Source organism: Cyclobacteriaceae bacterium, from assembly GCA_013141055.1.
In the GTDB taxonomy this organism is placed as follows: domain Bacteria; phylum Bacteroidota; class Bacteroidia; order Cytophagales; family Cyclobacteriaceae; genus ELB16-189.
The window spans coordinates 2,396,650-2,412,677 of sequence record JABFRS010000001.1; the positions used below are offsets into that span (position 1 = coordinate 2,396,650).

Genomic DNA, 16,028 nt, shown 5'->3' on the forward strand with positions numbered 1-16,028 from the left:
GATTCTTTGAGAATGAAGGTAGCTGAATTGTATGAGAGTTTTATAAAATCGACAATCCACTTTGGATAGTGAAAATAAAAAAACCTATCGATGCAGTCGATAGGTTTTAAGCTGGATAAAATAAATCCTTAGTTTTCTAAAGAGGGAGTTTCAACAGCATCACGAAGTGTTACCCAGAAGTTGTTGTAGCCTTCACCCAATTGTAATTCCAATGCGCCATTGGCAAGCATTTCAAGGATTGCAAGAAAATTAAAAACCAATGCCACGCGGGTGGGAGTCAGCTCCAGCATTTCGGTAAAAGACAGCGTGCGCTTTCTGGTCAATTCATTTAATATATATTCCTTCTGGCCTTCAACGGTATAGGGATATTGTACCACCTGATGTACGGGGCGGTTCTTTTCTTCGTCAAAGCGCTTGATCACTTTTTCGAAAACCTGCATAAGCTTGTAGAGGTCTACATCCTGTAGTTCTGCCTCAACATTGACTGCCGCCGCAAGTGATTTTAACTCCCTCTGAATGTTGCCCCTCTTCTCTTTGGTCAATTCGTCCCCCTCCATTTTTTGGAAGGATTCTATCACAGATTTGTACTTTTTGTACTCGAGTAAATGTTTAATGAGCTCTTCACGAGGGTCTATTTCATTTCCTTGTTCGTCTAATTGAGGACGTGGTAGAAGCATTTTTGACTTAATCCTCATGAGCGTTGCGGCCACCAGGATGAATTCACTGGCAAGCTCTACGTTCAGGCTTTCCAGGTGGTGGAGGTAGTCCAGAAAATCGTTAGTGATTTTGGAGATTGGGATGTCGTAAATGTCGAGTTCATCCCTCTCAATAAAGAACAGGAGCAGGTCAAAAGGACCTTTAAAAAGCGGGAGTTTTACCTCAAAAGTTTCTTGCGTCATGATAATTAGCGAGGCGCAAAAATATCAAATACACGGACAAAACAGGAATGAAAATCAAATCCGTAAATTTGAATGATTTTTGATCTTAAATAGGGTCTAAACAGTTACATTCATTAGTTGTTTGAAGATTATACGCGTCCCAGACTATGCTTATTACCCCTGGTAAACTTTTAGCCCAAATCAACAGTCCTGCCGACCTCAAGAAATTAGATCAGGCGCAATTAGTTCAACTGTGTCAGGAACTCCGTCAATTCATCATTGATAATGTATCGATTTACGGCGGCCATTTTGGAGCCAGTCTGGGTGTTACTGAATTAACAGTTGCGCTTCATTATGTTTTCAATGCACCGTATGATCAGATCGTTTGGGATGTAGGTCATCAGGCATATGGCCATAAAATACTCACAGGAAGAAAAGAAGCTTTTCATACGAATCGTGTTTATAAAGGAATTTCTGGTTTCCCTAAAAGAAGCGAAAGCATTTACGATGCCTTTGGTGTAGGACATTCATCAACGTCTGTGTCTGCAGCACTTGGAATGGCTGCGGCTTCAAAGTACCTGAAGGTCGATGACAAACAACATGTTGCCATCATTGGTGATGGAGCGATGACAGGAGGGATTGCATTTGAAGGTCTTAACAATGCGGGTGTTTCCGATACAAATCTTCTGATAATTCTCAATGACAATTGTATGTCGATTGATCCGAACGTCGGTGCATTAAAAGATTATTTGACAGACATAACAACTTCACAGACCTATAACAGATTTAAAGATGAGGTTTGGAACTTACTTGGTAAGTTGTCAAAATTTGGAAAGAACGCTCAGGAAATTGCTTCCAAAGTTGACACTGCATTAAAGGCAACATTATTGAGCCAAAGCAATCTCTTTGAATCGTTGAATCTGAGATATTTTGGTCCGGTAGACGGCCACGATGTTGATCATCTGGTGGCAGTGCTAAATGACCTTAAAAACATAAAAGGGCCTAAAATCCTTCATTGTATCACTGTAAAGGGCAAAGGCTACTTACCCGCAGAGAATGGGAATAAGACCACCTGGCACTCACCAGGCACCTTTGACAAGATTACGGGAGAGATCTTCAAAAAGACATACGACAAGCCTCAGCCTCCCAAGTATCAGGACGTATTTGGCCACACTCTCGTGGAATTGGCGAAAGCCAATGACAAGATCATGGGAATCACCCCCGCGATGCCTTCAGGCTCTTCTCTGAATATTATGATGAAGGAAATGCCGGAACGCGCATTTGATGTGGGCATTGCTGAGCAACATGCTGTTACGTTTTCTGCAGGACTTGCTACACAAGGATTGATTCCGTTTTGCAACATCTATAGTTCATTCATGCAGCGTGCCTATGATCAGGTTGTGCATGATGTATGCATTCAAAATCTACCTGTTAACTTTTGCCTTGATCGTGCTGGCTTTGCGGGATCAGACGGTCCGACTCATCATGGAGCGTATGATATTTCTTACTTCCGTTGCTTACCGAATATGATTGTATCCGCTCCCATGAATGAATCGGAGTTACGCAATCTGATGTATACCGCACAACTTCCAAGAGAAGGAGGAGCATTTTCAATTCGCTATCCAAGGGGACAGGGTGTGATGGAAGAGTGGAGAACGCCCTTTGAAAAAGTTGAAATAGGAACAGGCAGGAAACTGAGAGAGGGTGACGACCTGGCGATCCTGACTTTTGGACATATTGGAAACTATGCGGTAGAGGTGTGTGAGAAACTGGAACTTCAAGGCATCAGTATTGGTCATTACGATATTCGCTTTGTAAAACCTCTGGACGAAAAGTTATTGCATGAGGTCTTTTCAAAATATAAAAAGATCATAACGGTAGAGGATGGATGCCTTCAGGGTGGATTTGGAAGTGCAATCCTTGAATTTATGGCAGATCATTCTTATAAAGCTCAGGTAAGGCGATTAGGAATTCCGGATGAAGTGATAGAGCATGGCGAACAACTCGAACTTCATAACGAAAGTGGATTTGGTCCAATTGGAATTGAAAAAGCTGTGATCTCTATGCTTGAGTCTGTTTCCAAAAATGTATAGCGATGGCTTCCCTTTATTTTAAAGAAGAAGGAAAGGGTCCGAATCTAATATTCATTCACGGATTTTGTGAGACCCATGAAATCTGGAAAGATTTTGTAAAGCACTTCACTTCTTCTTTCAGAGTAATTACTCTTGATCTTCCTGGCTTTGGAAGTTCAACGATTCCTGATGGCCCATTTTCAATTGATGATGTAGCAAAAACTTTAGCAAACACATTACTCAGCAATAATATTCTGGATAGTATTGTGATAGGACATTCATTGGGAGGATATGTAGCGCTTTCATTGGCAGAGAATCATCCAGCTCTTGTGAAAGGACTTTGTCTTTTTCATTCTTCTTCGTTTGCTGACACGCCTGACAAAAAAGAAAACCGAAATAAGGTAATTGAGTTTGTAAACTCACACGGAGTTCAGCCATTCATTGACACATTTGTTCCTGCATTGTTTGCAGATAAAAGCAATAGTGCGATTAAGGATGTTTATAAGATCGCTTCAGAGACGAAACAAGAGACCTTAGTGAAGTACACACGTGCTATGCGAGACCGGCTGGATAGAAATGCGTTTTGGACAAAAAATGATATTCCTAAGTTATTAATTGCAGGAGAAGAGGATACATCCATCCCTATTCAAATTTCAAGGGAAATGGCTAAAATTGGCCGAAATCTCAAAGTTTTAGAATTGAAAAATGTCGCTCACATGGGCTTTTTTGAGGCCTCAAAGGAATGTGAAGAGGAGATTAAGAGATTTACCTATGGAATATTGCCCTGAACAGGAGATTTAATTTTCGGTTGCATTGGAATTTTTCTTTAATCCCGTTAAATTGGTGATTCAATTAGCCAAAGTGGCAACAGAATTCGCCTAATAGGCAACAGAAGTTGAATTGTAGGAATAAACATAGTTTTTATATTTGTCCCCATTAATAACTGAAAAACTAAACACCATGAGTGATAGTCCCGTTTCTTATGCATCCTGGAATGACCTGGCCCATAACCTTGCCTATGGTTGCTGGGCTCTCGGTATTTTGATTATACTGGGATATCTTGTCCGGTTGTCCACAGTTCCCGACAACAAAGACAAGTATGACTTTATCAATAAAAACGAGGTCAATTTCCTTTGGTATGGCTCTCTTGTATTGATCGTTGGCGTTTGTTTCTACTTTAACGGAAACATTGTTGAACTCACAACTATCTTGATTTTTGTACGCGGATTCCTCACAGTTATGCTGGGAATTATTGCGGCTTTGATCGTTCAAAACCTTTTGAAATTCTACTATCCATTCTTCATCGAGAAACGCCTCAAAGTTTTGCGTTACGCTCCAAGAATTTCTCCTAAAACCGGCAAACCAATGAAGTTGCTGAGTGAAGAAGAAGAAGATGTTCACTTGGATGAAGGTATGCAAGCTGAAGAAAACCTTTATTCAGTTGACTATGACGTTTGGAAGGATGAGGAAACAGGCTTCATTAAAATTGAAAAGTATGCAGGTCACCTTCATGCTATTCAGTGTCCTGAATGTAATTACCAGACCTTTAAAGTTCTGCGTGAGGAAATCGTTAAGCAGCCTACTGAACTTGAAGAAGGTGAGCTTATCAAGCACTATCAGTGCAGCTACTGCGGATATAAAGCCCGTAAGAATGTTGTGTTGAAACAGCAAATAAAAACACCTGAAGCAGCAGCAACACCAGCTTAAGACTCTTCTGAAATCATAAATAAAAAACCCTCAAAGCTGAGGGTTTTTTATTTCTATAGGTTTATTACAATGTTGAAAGCTTGATCTGATCCACATAGAAATTCATTCTGGAATGATGCGTATCCAGTGGGATGATCTTTTCAATAAGATCCTTTTTGTGATTATAGAATACTTCAAGGTAAAAGTTGCCTAACAGATAAAGATTCACTTTGTATCCATAATAACGAATGCTCATAACGCACGAGCCATGTTCATACAGCAAGCCTATTTGCTGATGAAGTGTTTGTAATTGAAAATCTTTTTCAGTGATCACGAATTAAATTTATTGAAAAGTTTTTTTTGAAAAAAGCCGCCCCATTTCTCAAAAGCCGCTCACGAAAATGAATGTTTGCAAAATCCTTAAGCCTACCTAACTTTGCAGTCCCAACACGGTGGATGTAGTTCAGTTGGTTAGAACGCTAGATTGTGATTCTGGAGGTCGTGGGTTCGAGCCCCATCATTCACCCAAAAACGAGCAAAAACCCTGTGTATGATACGCAGGGTTTCTTTTTTTTCGACTTTTTTTATCGTTTGAAAGTGAGCCTTTTTCCGATACTGGACTCGTTAATAATGCCGTTTTCGAAAGCCAGATTGCCCGAAACGAATGTATGGGTTATGCGTGATTGGAAGGCTTGTCCTTCAAAGGGAGACCATCCACACTTTGCTATGATATTATTCTTATCAACCGTCCAGGGGCTATTAAGATCTGCTAATACAAGATCAGCAAAGTATCCTTCCCTTATAAAACCACGATCTTCTATTTGAAAAAGGATCGCCGGGTTGTGAGACATCTTTTCAGCAATTCTTTCAAGTGTGATCTTACCCTGATGGAAGAATTCAAGCATAGTAACCAGGCTATGTTGAACAAGCGGACCGCCAGAAGGCGCCTTGAAATATGAATTTTCTTTTTCCTCTATAGTGTGAGGAGCATGATCAGTCGCGATCACATCAATATAATTATTCAACACCCCGTCGAAAATGGCTTGTTGATCGCTGCTCGTTTTGATCGCGGGATTCCATTTTATTTTAGTGCCTAATCTTGAATAGTCAGAATCATTAAACCACAAATGATGAACACATGCTTCTGCAGTTATTTTTTTCTTCTCAAGAGGTAAAGAATTACTGAAGAGTTCTACTTCTCTCGCGGTAGAAATATGCAGGATATGGAGCCGTGTGCCGTGTTTTTTTGCAAGTCCAACAGCAAAGGATGAAGATTTGTAGCAACCTTCCGCACTTCTTATGAGTGGATGATACTCAACAGGAATATCCTCACCATACTTCAATTTAAACTCTTCTGTATTTTTTCTGATAGTGGGTTCGTCTTCACAATGAGTAGCAATAATTCCCGGAAATCTTGAAAAGAAACCTTCGAGAACAGAGGGCGCATCCACTAATAAGTTTCCGGTTGATGATCCCATAAAAATCTTTAGTCCGCAGACTTTCTTCAGATCTGTTTTCAATACCTCTTCAAGATTATCATTCGAGGCACCAATTAAGAAAGAGTAGTTAGCAAGAGATCCTTTTGATGCGATTGAATACTTCTGCTCAAGAAGCTCTTGTGTGAATACAGGTGGAACTGTATTAGGCATTTCCATAAAACTGGTCACTCCACCAGCAACTGCGGCTCTTGATTCTGAATGGATGGTTCCTTTATGAGTAAGCCCCGGTTCACGGAAATGAACCTGATCATCAATGGCTCCCGGAAGCAAGTGTTTTCCTTTTGCATCGATGACATTGACGTCTTTTGCTGACAGGTGAGAGCCTATCTTTTCGATCCTTTCATTTCGGATCAAAATATCACTTTCGACGACCTTACCTTCGTTTACTATCTTCGCGTTAACAATGAGGGTATTCATTCATTGGTAAAGATAAATCCATTTGATTTGGAAGACAGAAATTATTCATGGGAAAGCCTGAAATTGAACCCCCAGCTCCTGAAGGGGATTGAAGAAGCAGGCTTTGAAAACCCAACGGAAATTCAGCAAATGGTAATTCCGTTGGTGCTAGGGGGCCAGGCGGTGATTGGAGTTGCTCAAACAGGAACAGGAAAAACCGCCGCTTATCTGCTGCCGGTACTGAAAAAAGTAAATTATGCCCAGGGTAAAGATGCCAGGGCGCTTATTCTCGCGCCTACAAAAGAACTCGTTGTTCAAATTGCCGAGCATGCCCGGGTTTTAGCGAAGCACACTGACCTACGGATCGGAATTCTATATGGTGGCGTTGGACCTAAAACACAAATTGAAGCTTTGCAATCAGGAGTTGATCTTCTGATCGCAACGCCAGGTCGGTTTATGGAGATCTATTTCAGAAATGAAATTGTTGTTAAGCAAATAAAAACTCTGGTGCTTGATGAAGCTGACCGAATGCTGGACATGGGATTTATGCATCAATTGAGAAAAATATTTGAAGTGATTCCTTCCAAAAGACAGAATCTTCTTTTCTCAGCAACGTTCCCGGAGAAGGTTGAAAAGTTGTCACAGGAGTTTCTTGAATTCCCTGTTAAGGTTGAGGCAACTCCCCAGACGATGGCGGCGCAGCAGGTTGAGCAAGAGCTATTTCATGTGCCTAATCTTAAAACAAAGATTCATTTGCTAGAGTATCTCTTAAAAGATAAAACTGACTTTAACCGTGTAATGATATTTACCCGCACGAAAGAGTCCGCGGATAACGTATTTAAGTTTATTGACCGCCGCCAAATGGGACCGGTCAGAGTGATCCACTCAAATAAAGGTCAAAATACACGCATCAATGCGATGAATGAATTCAAGGAAGGCGGACTGCGCATACTCGTATCCACCGATGTTGCTTCCCGCGGAATTGATGTTACCAATGTTTCACACGTTATAAATTTTGAGGTGCCGATGCAGTACGACGATTATATTCATCGCATTGGCAGGACAGGAAGAGCTTTTCAAACAGGTAAAGCTATCACTTTCGTGAATGAAGCAGAGCGCTACCATATTCAGAAGATTGAGCAACTCATGAAGGAAAAGATTGCGACAAAAAAAATTCCGGAAGGTGTTGAAGTAGAGCCTACGCCTTTAGCAGAAGCGCAGATCATTGCGAAAGAGATCGATCGACAGAAACGATATGAAGATCCGGAATTCAGAGGAGCCTTTCACAGCAGGAAGAAGAAATGATTTAAAATTTGAAAGTCTTCATCACGTGCCTGTTTATTTTATTTACTTCGACTTCAACTGCTCAGGTAAAAAATAATAGTATCAACGCACGTCTTCGGCTTATCCTGGATGAAGCTGCCTTGAATTCTTCCACAGACAATGCCTCAGTTGAGTGGAGTTGTATAAATAAAGAGCTGACCAACAAATGTCTTGTCTATCATAATGATCAATGGTTTGATTTCACAGTACCTAAGCCAGGCACTTATTTCTTAAATGTGTCCTCACAGGAGTGTCGCGAAAAGAAAGGTGTTCAGGCGGTGATCATCGAAGGAAATCCTTGTGAGATAAAGACCTACAAAATTTTGAAATGTCTTAGTCAAATCCGGCAGGACGATGTGTTTATACGACTTGACTCATTAAAACCTCAAATCACCTATTTGGTGAATATTGATGGATTTCTTGGTGATTTTTGCGATTTTAAAATTCAGCTAAGTAGTCGAGCAGATGGACAGCCATTAGAAACGAAGCGTCCTGCTTCCAGAAAGGACCAGCAAAGGTCCATTGTCAGGTTTGAATGGACTGTTTCCGGGGAACGGATTGAGGATATACAGAAATTCAAAGTATATCGAAGGAAGTCAACTTCTATTAAGTCAGTTCTTGTTAGCGAGCAGTATAGTATGCGAAATGCTTACGGGATTCCTCAATTAAAGTATCAACTGGTTGATACCCTCGATAGTGAAGGGCTTTTTACTTATAACATCTACTCTGTTCAGAATGAAAATCTTGTTTTGAGATTATTGGAGACGACTGAAGTGAATTTTACAAAACCAGCGGTACGACAGAAATCCACTTCAGAACGGTCAATACATCTTACTCTCAACTATGCGGAAAATTCTCCATTTACCATTATTGTTTTCAATCCAAAGACGCAAGAAAAATTACTTACTATAAAGCAGATCTATACTCAATCCATACATAAGGATTTTGAAATAGATGTTGGAGAGTTTTTGAATAATGGGGTGAATAGATTTTTGCTTCTCCTTTTCGATGATGATTCAGGAAAGAACAAAGAACTCTACTATTACCGGGATCAGAATGGCAGGTTTGTAAAAGAGTAAGGCGCTGAAATCATCCAGCGCCCTACTTCAGAATATTTATAAATCAAAGAATCTCTTACCCATTCATGGAGATAAGAAACTCCTGATTGTTGCGAGTTCCCTTCATTTTACTTAAGAGAAACTCCATTGCTTCGATTGAATTCATGTCACTCATATACTTGCGCAGGATCCAAACACGGGCAAGTTCATCATCCTTCATAAGCAATTCCTCACGACGTGTTCCTGAAGCCGGTACATCAATAGAAGGATAAATACGTTTGTTGGATAATTTTCTATCAAGCTGAAGCTCCATGTTACCAGTACCCTTGAATTCCTCAAAAATAACTTCGTCCATTTTAGAACCTGTGTCAATGAGGGCAGTAGCGATGATAGTCAATGAACCGCCATTTTCAATTTTACGGGCTGCTCCAAAGAAACGCTTAGGTTTGTGAAGAGCATTTGCATCCACACCACCGGAAAGAATTTTTCCTGAAGAAGGAACTACAGTATTATAAGCCCGTGCCAGACGGGTAATAGAATCCAATAGGATAACCACATCGTGGCCACACTCAGTCATACGTTTTGCTTTTTCCAAAACGATGCTGGCGATTTTTACGTGACGATCAGCCTGCTCATCAAAAGTAGAGGCAATAACTTCAGCGCGGACGCTGCGAGCCATATCAGTTACTTCTTCAGGACGCTCGTCAATCAGCAATACAATTAGATACACTTCCGGATGATTCTCAGCGATAGCATTTGCGATCTGCTTTAACAAAACTGTTTTACCAGTCTTTGGCTGAGCGACGATCATACCACGTTGTCCTTTACCGATCGGTGCAAATAAATCAAGGATACGCGTAGACATGTTGTCTGGCGTTGTGCTCAATTTTAGTTTTTCGTTAGGGAAAAGAGGTGTGAGGTATTCAAAAGCAACACGATCACGAATTTCTTCAGTTGTTTTTCCATTTACATTATCAACCTTCAGAAGGGCGAAATATTTCTCACCTTCTTTTGGTGGTCGGATCTGACCGCGTACGGTATCACCGGTTTTAAGACCTAATAATTTTATCTGGGATGGAGATACGTAGATATCATCCGGACTGGCGAGGTAGTTGTAATCAGAAGATCTCAGGAAGCCATAGCCATCCTGCATCAATTCCAGAACGCCTTCATTCGTAATGGCGCCGTCAAAATCTTTGATGTTAAGAATGCGTGCCTGCTGCTGGCGATCTTGTTGGAACTCACGTGGAGCACCTTCAGTGGTGTTGTTTGATTGCTGAGGAGCTTGCTGACGAGGTTGAGATTCTTCAAACTTTGGTTGAGCTTCCTCAAATTTCGGTTGGGCTTCTTCGAATTTCGGTTGAGCCTCTTCAAATTTTGGAGCCCTTTGTCCATCCTCTTTATTGCCCGATTGTCTTGATTCGACTGCAGGAGCTGCTTCTTTTTTTGAAGGTGCAGGAGGTGGTGTAACGTTTTCACGTCTGCGTGGTCTCATCTTGCGATCATCTTCTGTTTGTTTTTTTGCGGGAGCATCTTCTTTGAGTGCTTGCTGATCCAGAATTTTGTAAACGAGGTCTTGCTTGGCAAGCTTCTTGGCGTTTTTTACGCCCATTTCTTCAGCGATGTCCTTTAATTCAGACAGGAGCTTGATATTGAGATCGTCAATAGTATGCATGAGAATTAAAAAAAGTATTTGGTGTGTTTGATATTAAGTATGTGAAAAGTCACGCTAAGAGAGACCGGATGAACTCCGTACTAAAATTGATTTTGATAAGCTTAAGAACAGTAAAACGTTGAATTTATCTATCGGAAACGGCCGGGGGAAGCCTGATTGACAGTGCAAGTATAGGTCAAATTGGAATATTATCAAATTCGGAGGTTGAAAATATACCTGACAAACGGGTACAATCGATAAACTGAGGGGTTTGTATGTAGAAGGTTGTAATTTTGGCGACTAAAGAATTCGCATGTTGCAGATCAATGTTATCAGGGATAATCAGGAGAAAGTACTGGCTGGATTGAAAAAGAGAAATTTCAAGGAGGCGGATCAATTGGTCGCGGAAGCCATCCATCATGATAAAGAAAGAAGAAAAAAACAGGTAGCGCGTGATGAAGTGAGTGCCGATGTAAATGCTATGTCAACTCAGATCGGCGGCTTAATGAAGCAGGGAAAGAAAGAGGAAGCTGAGCAATTGCGTGCACAGGTTGCGGGTAAGAAAGAACTCATTAAGACTCTTGAAGAAGAGGTAAATGTTGAAGAGGCAAGACTTCAGGAAATTCTATACAAAATCCCCAACGTTCCAGCAGACAAAGTTCCTGCCGGGAAGAGCGCAGATGATAATCTAACAGTGTATGAGTATGGTGCCATTCCTGCGCTTCGTGCAGAAGCACAACCTCATTGGGACCTTATCAAGAAGTATGATATCATTGATTTTGACCTGGGCAATAAAATTGCTGGAGCTGGTTTTCCGGTTTACAAAGGAAAAGGAGCAAAGCTTCAACGCGCTTTGATCAATTTCTTTCTGGACGAAGCGTCTAAGCAAGGATATGCAGAAGTTCAGCCGCCAATTGTTGTGAACAAAGCAAGTGGATATGGAACGGGTCAGCTTCCCGATAAGGAAGGGCAGATGTATTTTATCACTGAGGATGAATTGTACCTTATTCCTACGGCGGAAGTACCCATCACCAATCTTTATCGTGATGTGATGGTAAACGAACAGGATCTGCCAATAAGAAATGTTGGATATACTCCGTGTTTCAGAAGAGAAGCGGGAAGCTGGGGTGCTCACGTTCGCGGATTGAATCGCCTTCACCAGTTCGATAAAGTTGAAATTGTTCAAATAAGAAAAGCCGAAGACTCCTATCAGACATTAGAGGACATGACTGCCTACGTTCAGAGTCTTCTTGAAAAGCTGGAACTTCCGTACAGAAAATTATTGCTGTGTGGAGGTGACATGGGTTTCAATTCTGCGATGACTTATGATCTTGAGGTATACGCCACGGCCCAACAACGTTGGCTGGAGGTAAGTTCTGTTAGCAATTTTGAAACATTTCAGGCTAACCGATTGAAGCTTCGATATAAGAACAAAGAAGGGAAGACGCAATTATTGCATACCTTGAACGGCAGTGCGTTGGCACTTCCGCGAATTGTTGCAGCCATTTTAGAGAACAATCAGACGAAAGACGGCATTCGCATTCCAGAAGTGTTAGTTCCCTATACAAAATTTGATACCATCGATTTACTTCATAACTCATAATTTATAACTCATTTGACTTTTCAGGATTTTAATTTCGACACCAAACTTCAGGAAGGTCTCGAATCTATGGGTTATGCAAAACCCACTCCCATACAGGAGCAAGCCATTCCGGTGATTCTTCAAAATAAAGATGTCATTGCCTGTGCTCAGACAGGAACCGGAAAGACGGCTGCATATATTCTTCCTGTAATTCACAAAGTCATTAATACTGACCACCGACATTTAAATACATTGGTAATTGCACCCACCCGTGAACTTGCACAACAGATCGATCAGCAGATTGAAGGTTTTGCATACTTTACCGGAGTGAGTTCTATACCGGTTTATGGTGGTGGCGATGGTGCGACGTGGGACGTTCAGCGGAAAGCATTGGAACATGGTGCAGACATTGTCATTGCAACACCTGGAAGACTCATCGCATTGCTCGCGGGAGGCACAATCAAGCTTGAACATTTGAAGCACCTCATTCTGGATGAAGCAGATCGGATGCTGGACATGGGTTTTTATGAAGACATTGTCCGGATTATCAATTATCTACCAAAAGATCGTCAGACACTTTTGTTTTCAGCAACCATGCCTCCCAATATCAGGAAGCTGGCAAATAAAATATTGAACAATCCAACAGAGATTAACATTTCAATTGCCAAACCGGCGGAAGGTATTTTGCAGCAAGCTTATCTGGTATATGATGTCAATAAGGTAACGCTGATCAAACAGCTTCTGACATCCGGTAAGTTTACAACAGTTATCATTTTTGCTTCAACAAAGGAAAGTGTGAAGAAGCTTGATCAAACATTGTTGAAAGCGGGCCTTCCTGTAAAGGCATTTCATTCGGATCTTGAGCAGACAGAACGTGAGGACATTCTCAGGGCGTTCAAAAGTAAACAGGTCAGCATTATTATTGGAACGGATGTGCTGTCGCGCGGTATTGATGTGGAGGGAATAAGCCTTGTAGTAAATTTTGATGTGCCGCCGGATCCGGAGGATTATGTACATCGCGTGGGTCGGACTGCACGCGCAGCCACCACCGGCACTGCGATTACATTTATCAATGACAAAGACCAGAGGAAGTTTTATAACATTGAGAATATGATTGGTAGCACAATTCCTAAGATACCTTTCCCGGAAGCGGAAGGCGAAGCGCCATTATATCAACCCGAAGTCAGACCTAAGAAAACATTTGACAGTAAGAGACCTCCTAATAAAAACAGAAGCGGGGGAGGAAATTCACGGGGTGGTTTCAGAAGACATTAAACTTACTTAGCCTTCATCAAAGTAAGGATTTCATTTAGTTTCAGTAGCGCTTCAACAGGGCTGATGGTGTTAATATCAATTTTTCCGAGAAGATCCTGAACCTCTTTCATTTTGGGATCCATGGCAAAGAGACTCATCTGAAAATTTTCTTTCGGCATTTCAGTTAACTTCTTCTTCTGCTCATTTTTATGCTTGTCCTTTTCGAGAAAGTGCAGAATCTCATTGGATCGTAACACAATCTTGTTGGGCATTCCTGCGATCTGAGCAACGTGAATACCAAAGCTGTGTTCGCTTCCGCCTTCTTTAAGCTTTCGCATGAAGATGATTTTGTCACCAGCTTCTTTTACACTTACGTTAAAATTTTTTACCCTTTCAAAATCTTCAGCCAATTGATTAAGCTCATGATAATGAGTGGCAAATAAAGTCTTGGGTCTGACTTCCTGAAACTGATGAAGATATTCAACAATCGCCCAGGCAATGGAAACACCGTCATATGTACTGGTTCCGCGTCCGATTTCATCCATGAGGATAAGACTTCGGTTGCTCAGATTATTGAGAATGCTGGCCGTCTCGGTCATTTCAACCATGAATGTGGATTCACCTCTTGATAGATTGTCAGACGCACCAACACGGGTGAAGATCTTGTCAACGATGCCAATGCTCGCATGAGATGCCGGCACATAACTTCCTATCTGTGCCATCAAAACTATCAACGCAGTTTGTCTGAGCAATGCAGATTTACCAGCCATATTGGGACCGGTAATGATCAGGATCTGTTGGGTATCATTCGAGAGATAAATGTCATTTGGTACATAATTCTCTCCCGGTGGCAATTGCTTTTCTATTACAGGATGACGCCCCGCCTCAATTATTAACTGGGTGGTGTCGTTGATTTCAGGTTTTGAATAACGATTTGCTTTTGCGGTGAAAGCAAATGACAACAGACAGTCTAAAATCGCTATGACTCTTGCATTCTGCTGGATTTGAGCAACATAATCTGCAGCGTGATGTACTAATTCAAGGAAAATCTTTTGTTCAATAACCGTTAGTTTTTCTTCAGCATGAAGAATCTTTTCCTCATAAACCTTTAACTCTTCAGTGATGTATCGTTCGGCATTTACCAGCGTTTGTTTCCGTATCCAATCATTGGGAACTTTATCCTTGTTGGCATTGCTGACTTCAAGATAGTATCCGAAGACTTTATTGTATGATATCTTCAGTGAATTGATTCCTGTGCGTTCTACTTCTCTTTTTTGAATCTGAAGTAAATAATCCTTTCCGGAAAAAGCGATTGCGCGAAGTTCGTCAAGCTCAGCATTAACACCTTCTTTGATAATTCCTCCCTGGTGAACCAACATTGGAGCATCATCCTTTAATTCCTTTTCAATCTTCTCCAAAAGGAATTCGCATCGATTAAGCTGGTCACCTAATTTCTTCAGATCAGGAGTGGAGGAGGCGGTTATTAATTCTTTGATTGGAAGAATTGCGAGGAGAGATCTTTTTAACTGCACCAGTTCGCGTGGGTTGATGCGCCCCACAGCAACTTTTGAAATGAGGCGTTCAAGATCCGTGATCTGATGAAGATGATCAATTATTTTCTCAGCAAATTCCGGCTCGTGAAAGAATTTCTCAACGACCGTCAGACGTTCATCAATTGCCTGTTTTTCTTTTAAGGGGAGTACCATCCACTTACGCAACTGACGTGAGCCCATTGGGGTGATCGTCTGATCCAGTATTTGTAAGAGAGGAACGCCACCTTCGTGAGGCGATGAAATCAATTCGAGATTCCTGATGGTGAATTTATCAAGCCAGACATAAGTCTCTTCATCAATTCGTGCGATGGAAGAAATGTGATGTGTGTCTTTGTGTTCAGTGGCTTCGAGATAATGAAGCACAGCCCCTGCAGAGATGATAGCTTCATTTAATCCATCGATCCCAAAACCTTTTAATGTTGCTGTCTTGAATTGATTGACAAGCTTTTCCTGCGCAAAGTCAAAAGCATAAACCCAATCATCCAACGCAAAAGTTGAATACTCATCGCCGAATCGCGTTTCGTGTTTTTCCCGCTGACCTTTGCAAAAAATAATCTCGGAAGGACTTAAGCTCTGGATTAATTTGAAAATATAATTTTCGGTTCCTTGTGCGCAGTAAAATTCTCCTGTGCTGATATCCAGGAATGCAACGCCCATCAACGCTTTCGTTGCGAATACAGAAGCAAGAAAATTATTGCGTTTCCTTTCAAGGACGTTGTCGTTGTATGAAACACCGGGGGTGACAAGTTCAGTAACACCTCTTTTTACAATACCTTTTACAAATCGCGGATCCTCCAGCTGGTCGCAAATGGCAACGCGATGTCCGGCACGAACGAGTCTTGGTAAATAGTTGTCAAGCGAATGATGGGGAAAGCCTGCGAGTTCAATTTCGGAAGCGGATCCACTTCCGCGTTTTGTCAATACAATGTCAAGAACCTTGCTCGCCTCGATAGCATCCTGACCAAACGTTTCATAAAAATCACCAACTCTGAAGAGTAAAAGTGCACCGGGATACTTCGCCTTGATGGCGTTGTATTGTTTCATTAACGGTGTTTCTATGGAGGGAGCCATGG

12 protein-coding genes and 1 tRNA gene are annotated in these 16,028 nt (G+C 41.4%); 8 read left to right on the plus strand and 5 right to left on the minus strand.

All coding sequences use genetic code 11. The features are described from left to right. Window positions 1–128: 128 nt before the first annotated feature. Window positions 129–899, minus strand: coding sequence for a segregation/condensation protein A (locus HOP08_10720; GenBank protein NOT75394.1), 771 nt, complete (start codon window positions 897–899; stop codon window positions 129–131). 146 nt (window positions 900–1,045) lie between these two features. Here HOP08_10720 and HOP08_10725 point away from each other — a divergent pair, with 146 nt between their 5' ends. From HOP08_10725 to HOP08_10735, 3 genes are all read left to right on the plus strand, one after another. Beyond that, window positions 1,046–2,971: a 1-deoxy-D-xylulose-5-phosphate synthase gene (locus tag HOP08_10725; protein NOT75395.1), complete on the plus strand. Its 1,926-nt coding sequence runs from the start codon at window positions 1,046–1,048 to the stop codon at window positions 2,969–2,971. Between the two features lie 2 nt (window positions 2,972–2,973). After that, window positions 2,974–3,738, plus strand: a complete 765-nt coding sequence (locus HOP08_10730; protein ID NOT75396.1) for an alpha/beta hydrolase — start codon at window positions 2,974–2,976, stop codon at window positions 3,736–3,738. A 172-nt stretch (window positions 3,739–3,910) separates the two neighbouring features. After that, on the plus strand, window positions 3,911–4,657 hold the full coding sequence (locus HOP08_10735) for a hypothetical protein (GenBank protein ID NOT75397.1): 747 nt from the start codon (window positions 3,911–3,913) through the stop codon (window positions 4,655–4,657). 64 nt (window positions 4,658–4,721) lie between these two features. Here HOP08_10735 and HOP08_10740 read toward each other — a convergent pair whose 3' ends face one another. Continuing rightward, on the minus strand, window positions 4,722–4,967 hold the full coding sequence (locus tag HOP08_10740) for a hypothetical protein (protein ID NOT75398.1): 246 nt from the start codon (window positions 4,965–4,967) through the stop codon (window positions 4,722–4,724). Window positions 4,968–5,088: 121 nt separating this feature from the next. On the opposite strand from HOP08_10740, the gene HOP08_10745 reads away from it, so the two are divergent. After that, window positions 5,089–5,162: transfer RNA gene (locus HOP08_10745), tRNA-His, on the plus strand. A gap of 58 nt (window positions 5,163–5,220) precedes the next feature. Here HOP08_10745 and HOP08_10750 read toward each other — a convergent pair. Next, a complete protein-coding gene (locus HOP08_10750) occupies window positions 5,221–6,552 on the minus strand; it encodes a dihydroorotase (protein ID NOT75399.1) in 1,332 nt (443 codons plus the stop codon). 129 nt (window positions 6,553–6,681) lie between these two features. Here HOP08_10750 and HOP08_10755 point away from each other — a divergent pair, with 129 nt between their 5' ends. Continuing rightward, complete coding sequence (locus tag HOP08_10755) at window positions 6,682–7,836, plus strand: DEAD/DEAH box helicase (GenBank protein NOT75400.1); 1,155 nt, start codon at window positions 6,682–6,684, stop codon at window positions 7,834–7,836. An 8-nt stretch (window positions 7,837–7,844) separates the two neighbouring features. Further along, window positions 7,845–8,933 carry a hypothetical protein gene (locus HOP08_10760; GenBank protein ID NOT75401.1) on the plus strand — a complete coding sequence of 363 codons (1,089 nt, stop codon included), beginning with the start codon at window positions 7,845–7,847 and terminating at the stop codon, window positions 8,931–8,933. A gap of 55 nt (window positions 8,934–8,988) precedes the next feature. Here the strand turns inward: HOP08_10760 and rho are convergent, their stop codons facing one another. Further along, complete coding sequence (gene rho, locus HOP08_10765; protein NOT75402.1) at window positions 8,989–10,587, minus strand: transcription termination factor Rho; 1,599 nt, start codon at window positions 10,585–10,587, stop codon at window positions 8,989–8,991. A 292-nt stretch (window positions 10,588–10,879) separates the two neighbouring features. Between rho and serS the strand changes: the two genes are divergently transcribed. Together serS and HOP08_10775 are read left to right on the plus strand one after the other, a co-directional pair. Continuing rightward, window positions 10,880–12,169 carry a serine--tRNA ligase gene (gene serS / locus HOP08_10770; GenBank protein ID NOT75403.1) on the plus strand — a complete coding sequence of 430 codons (1,290 nt, stop codon included), beginning with the start codon at window positions 10,880–10,882 and terminating at the stop codon, window positions 12,167–12,169. 66 nt (window positions 12,170–12,235) lie between these two features. Beyond that, window positions 12,236–13,423: a DEAD/DEAH box helicase gene (locus tag HOP08_10775; protein NOT75404.1), complete on the plus strand. Its 1,188-nt coding sequence runs from the start codon at window positions 12,236–12,238 to the stop codon at window positions 13,421–13,423. A gap of 2 nt (window positions 13,424–13,425) precedes the next feature. Here HOP08_10775 and mutS read toward each other — a convergent pair whose 3' ends face one another. Further along, entirely contained in the window at window positions 13,426–15,999 is a 2,574-nt protein-coding gene (gene mutS, locus HOP08_10780) for a DNA mismatch repair protein MutS (protein NOT75405.1), read from the minus strand. Window positions 16,000–16,028: the final 29 nt, after the last annotated feature.

Excerpts from the sequence above, each read along its gene's own strand:
- HOP08_10725 (NOT75395.1), top strand. The coding sequence starts at position 1,046 with ATGCTTATTACCCCTGGTAAACTTTTAGCCCAAATCAACAGTCCTGCC.
- HOP08_10750 (NOT75399.1), bottom strand. The coding sequence starts at position 6,552 with ATGAATACCCTCATTGTTAACGCGAAGATAGTAAACGAAGGTAAGGTC.
- HOP08_10730 (NOT75396.1), top strand. The coding sequence starts at position 2,974 with ATGGCTTCCCTTTATTTTAAAGAAGAAGGAAAGGGTCCGAATCTAATA.
- HOP08_10755 (NOT75400.1), top strand. The coding sequence starts at position 6,682 with ATGGTAATTCCGTTGGTGCTAGGGGGCCAGGCGGTGATTGGAGTTGCT.
- HOP08_10775 (NOT75404.1), top strand. The coding sequence starts at position 12,236 with ATGGGTTATGCAAAACCCACTCCCATACAGGAGCAAGCCATTCCGGTG.
- HOP08_10735 (NOT75397.1), top strand. The coding sequence starts at position 3,911 with ATGAGTGATAGTCCCGTTTCTTATGCATCCTGGAATGACCTGGCCCAT.
- HOP08_10720 (NOT75394.1), bottom strand. The coding sequence starts at position 899 with ATGACGCAAGAAACTTTTGAGGTAAAACTCCCGCTTTTTAAAGGTCCT.
- rho (NOT75402.1), bottom strand. The coding sequence starts at position 10,587 with ATGCATACTATTGACGATCTCAATATCAAGCTCCTGTCTGAATTAAAG.
- mutS (NOT75405.1), bottom strand. The coding sequence starts at position 15,999 with ATGAAACAATACAACGCCATCAAGGCGAAGTATCCCGGTGCACTTTTA.
- serS (NOT75403.1), top strand. The coding sequence starts at position 10,880 with ATGTTGCAGATCAATGTTATCAGGGATAATCAGGAGAAAGTACTGGCT.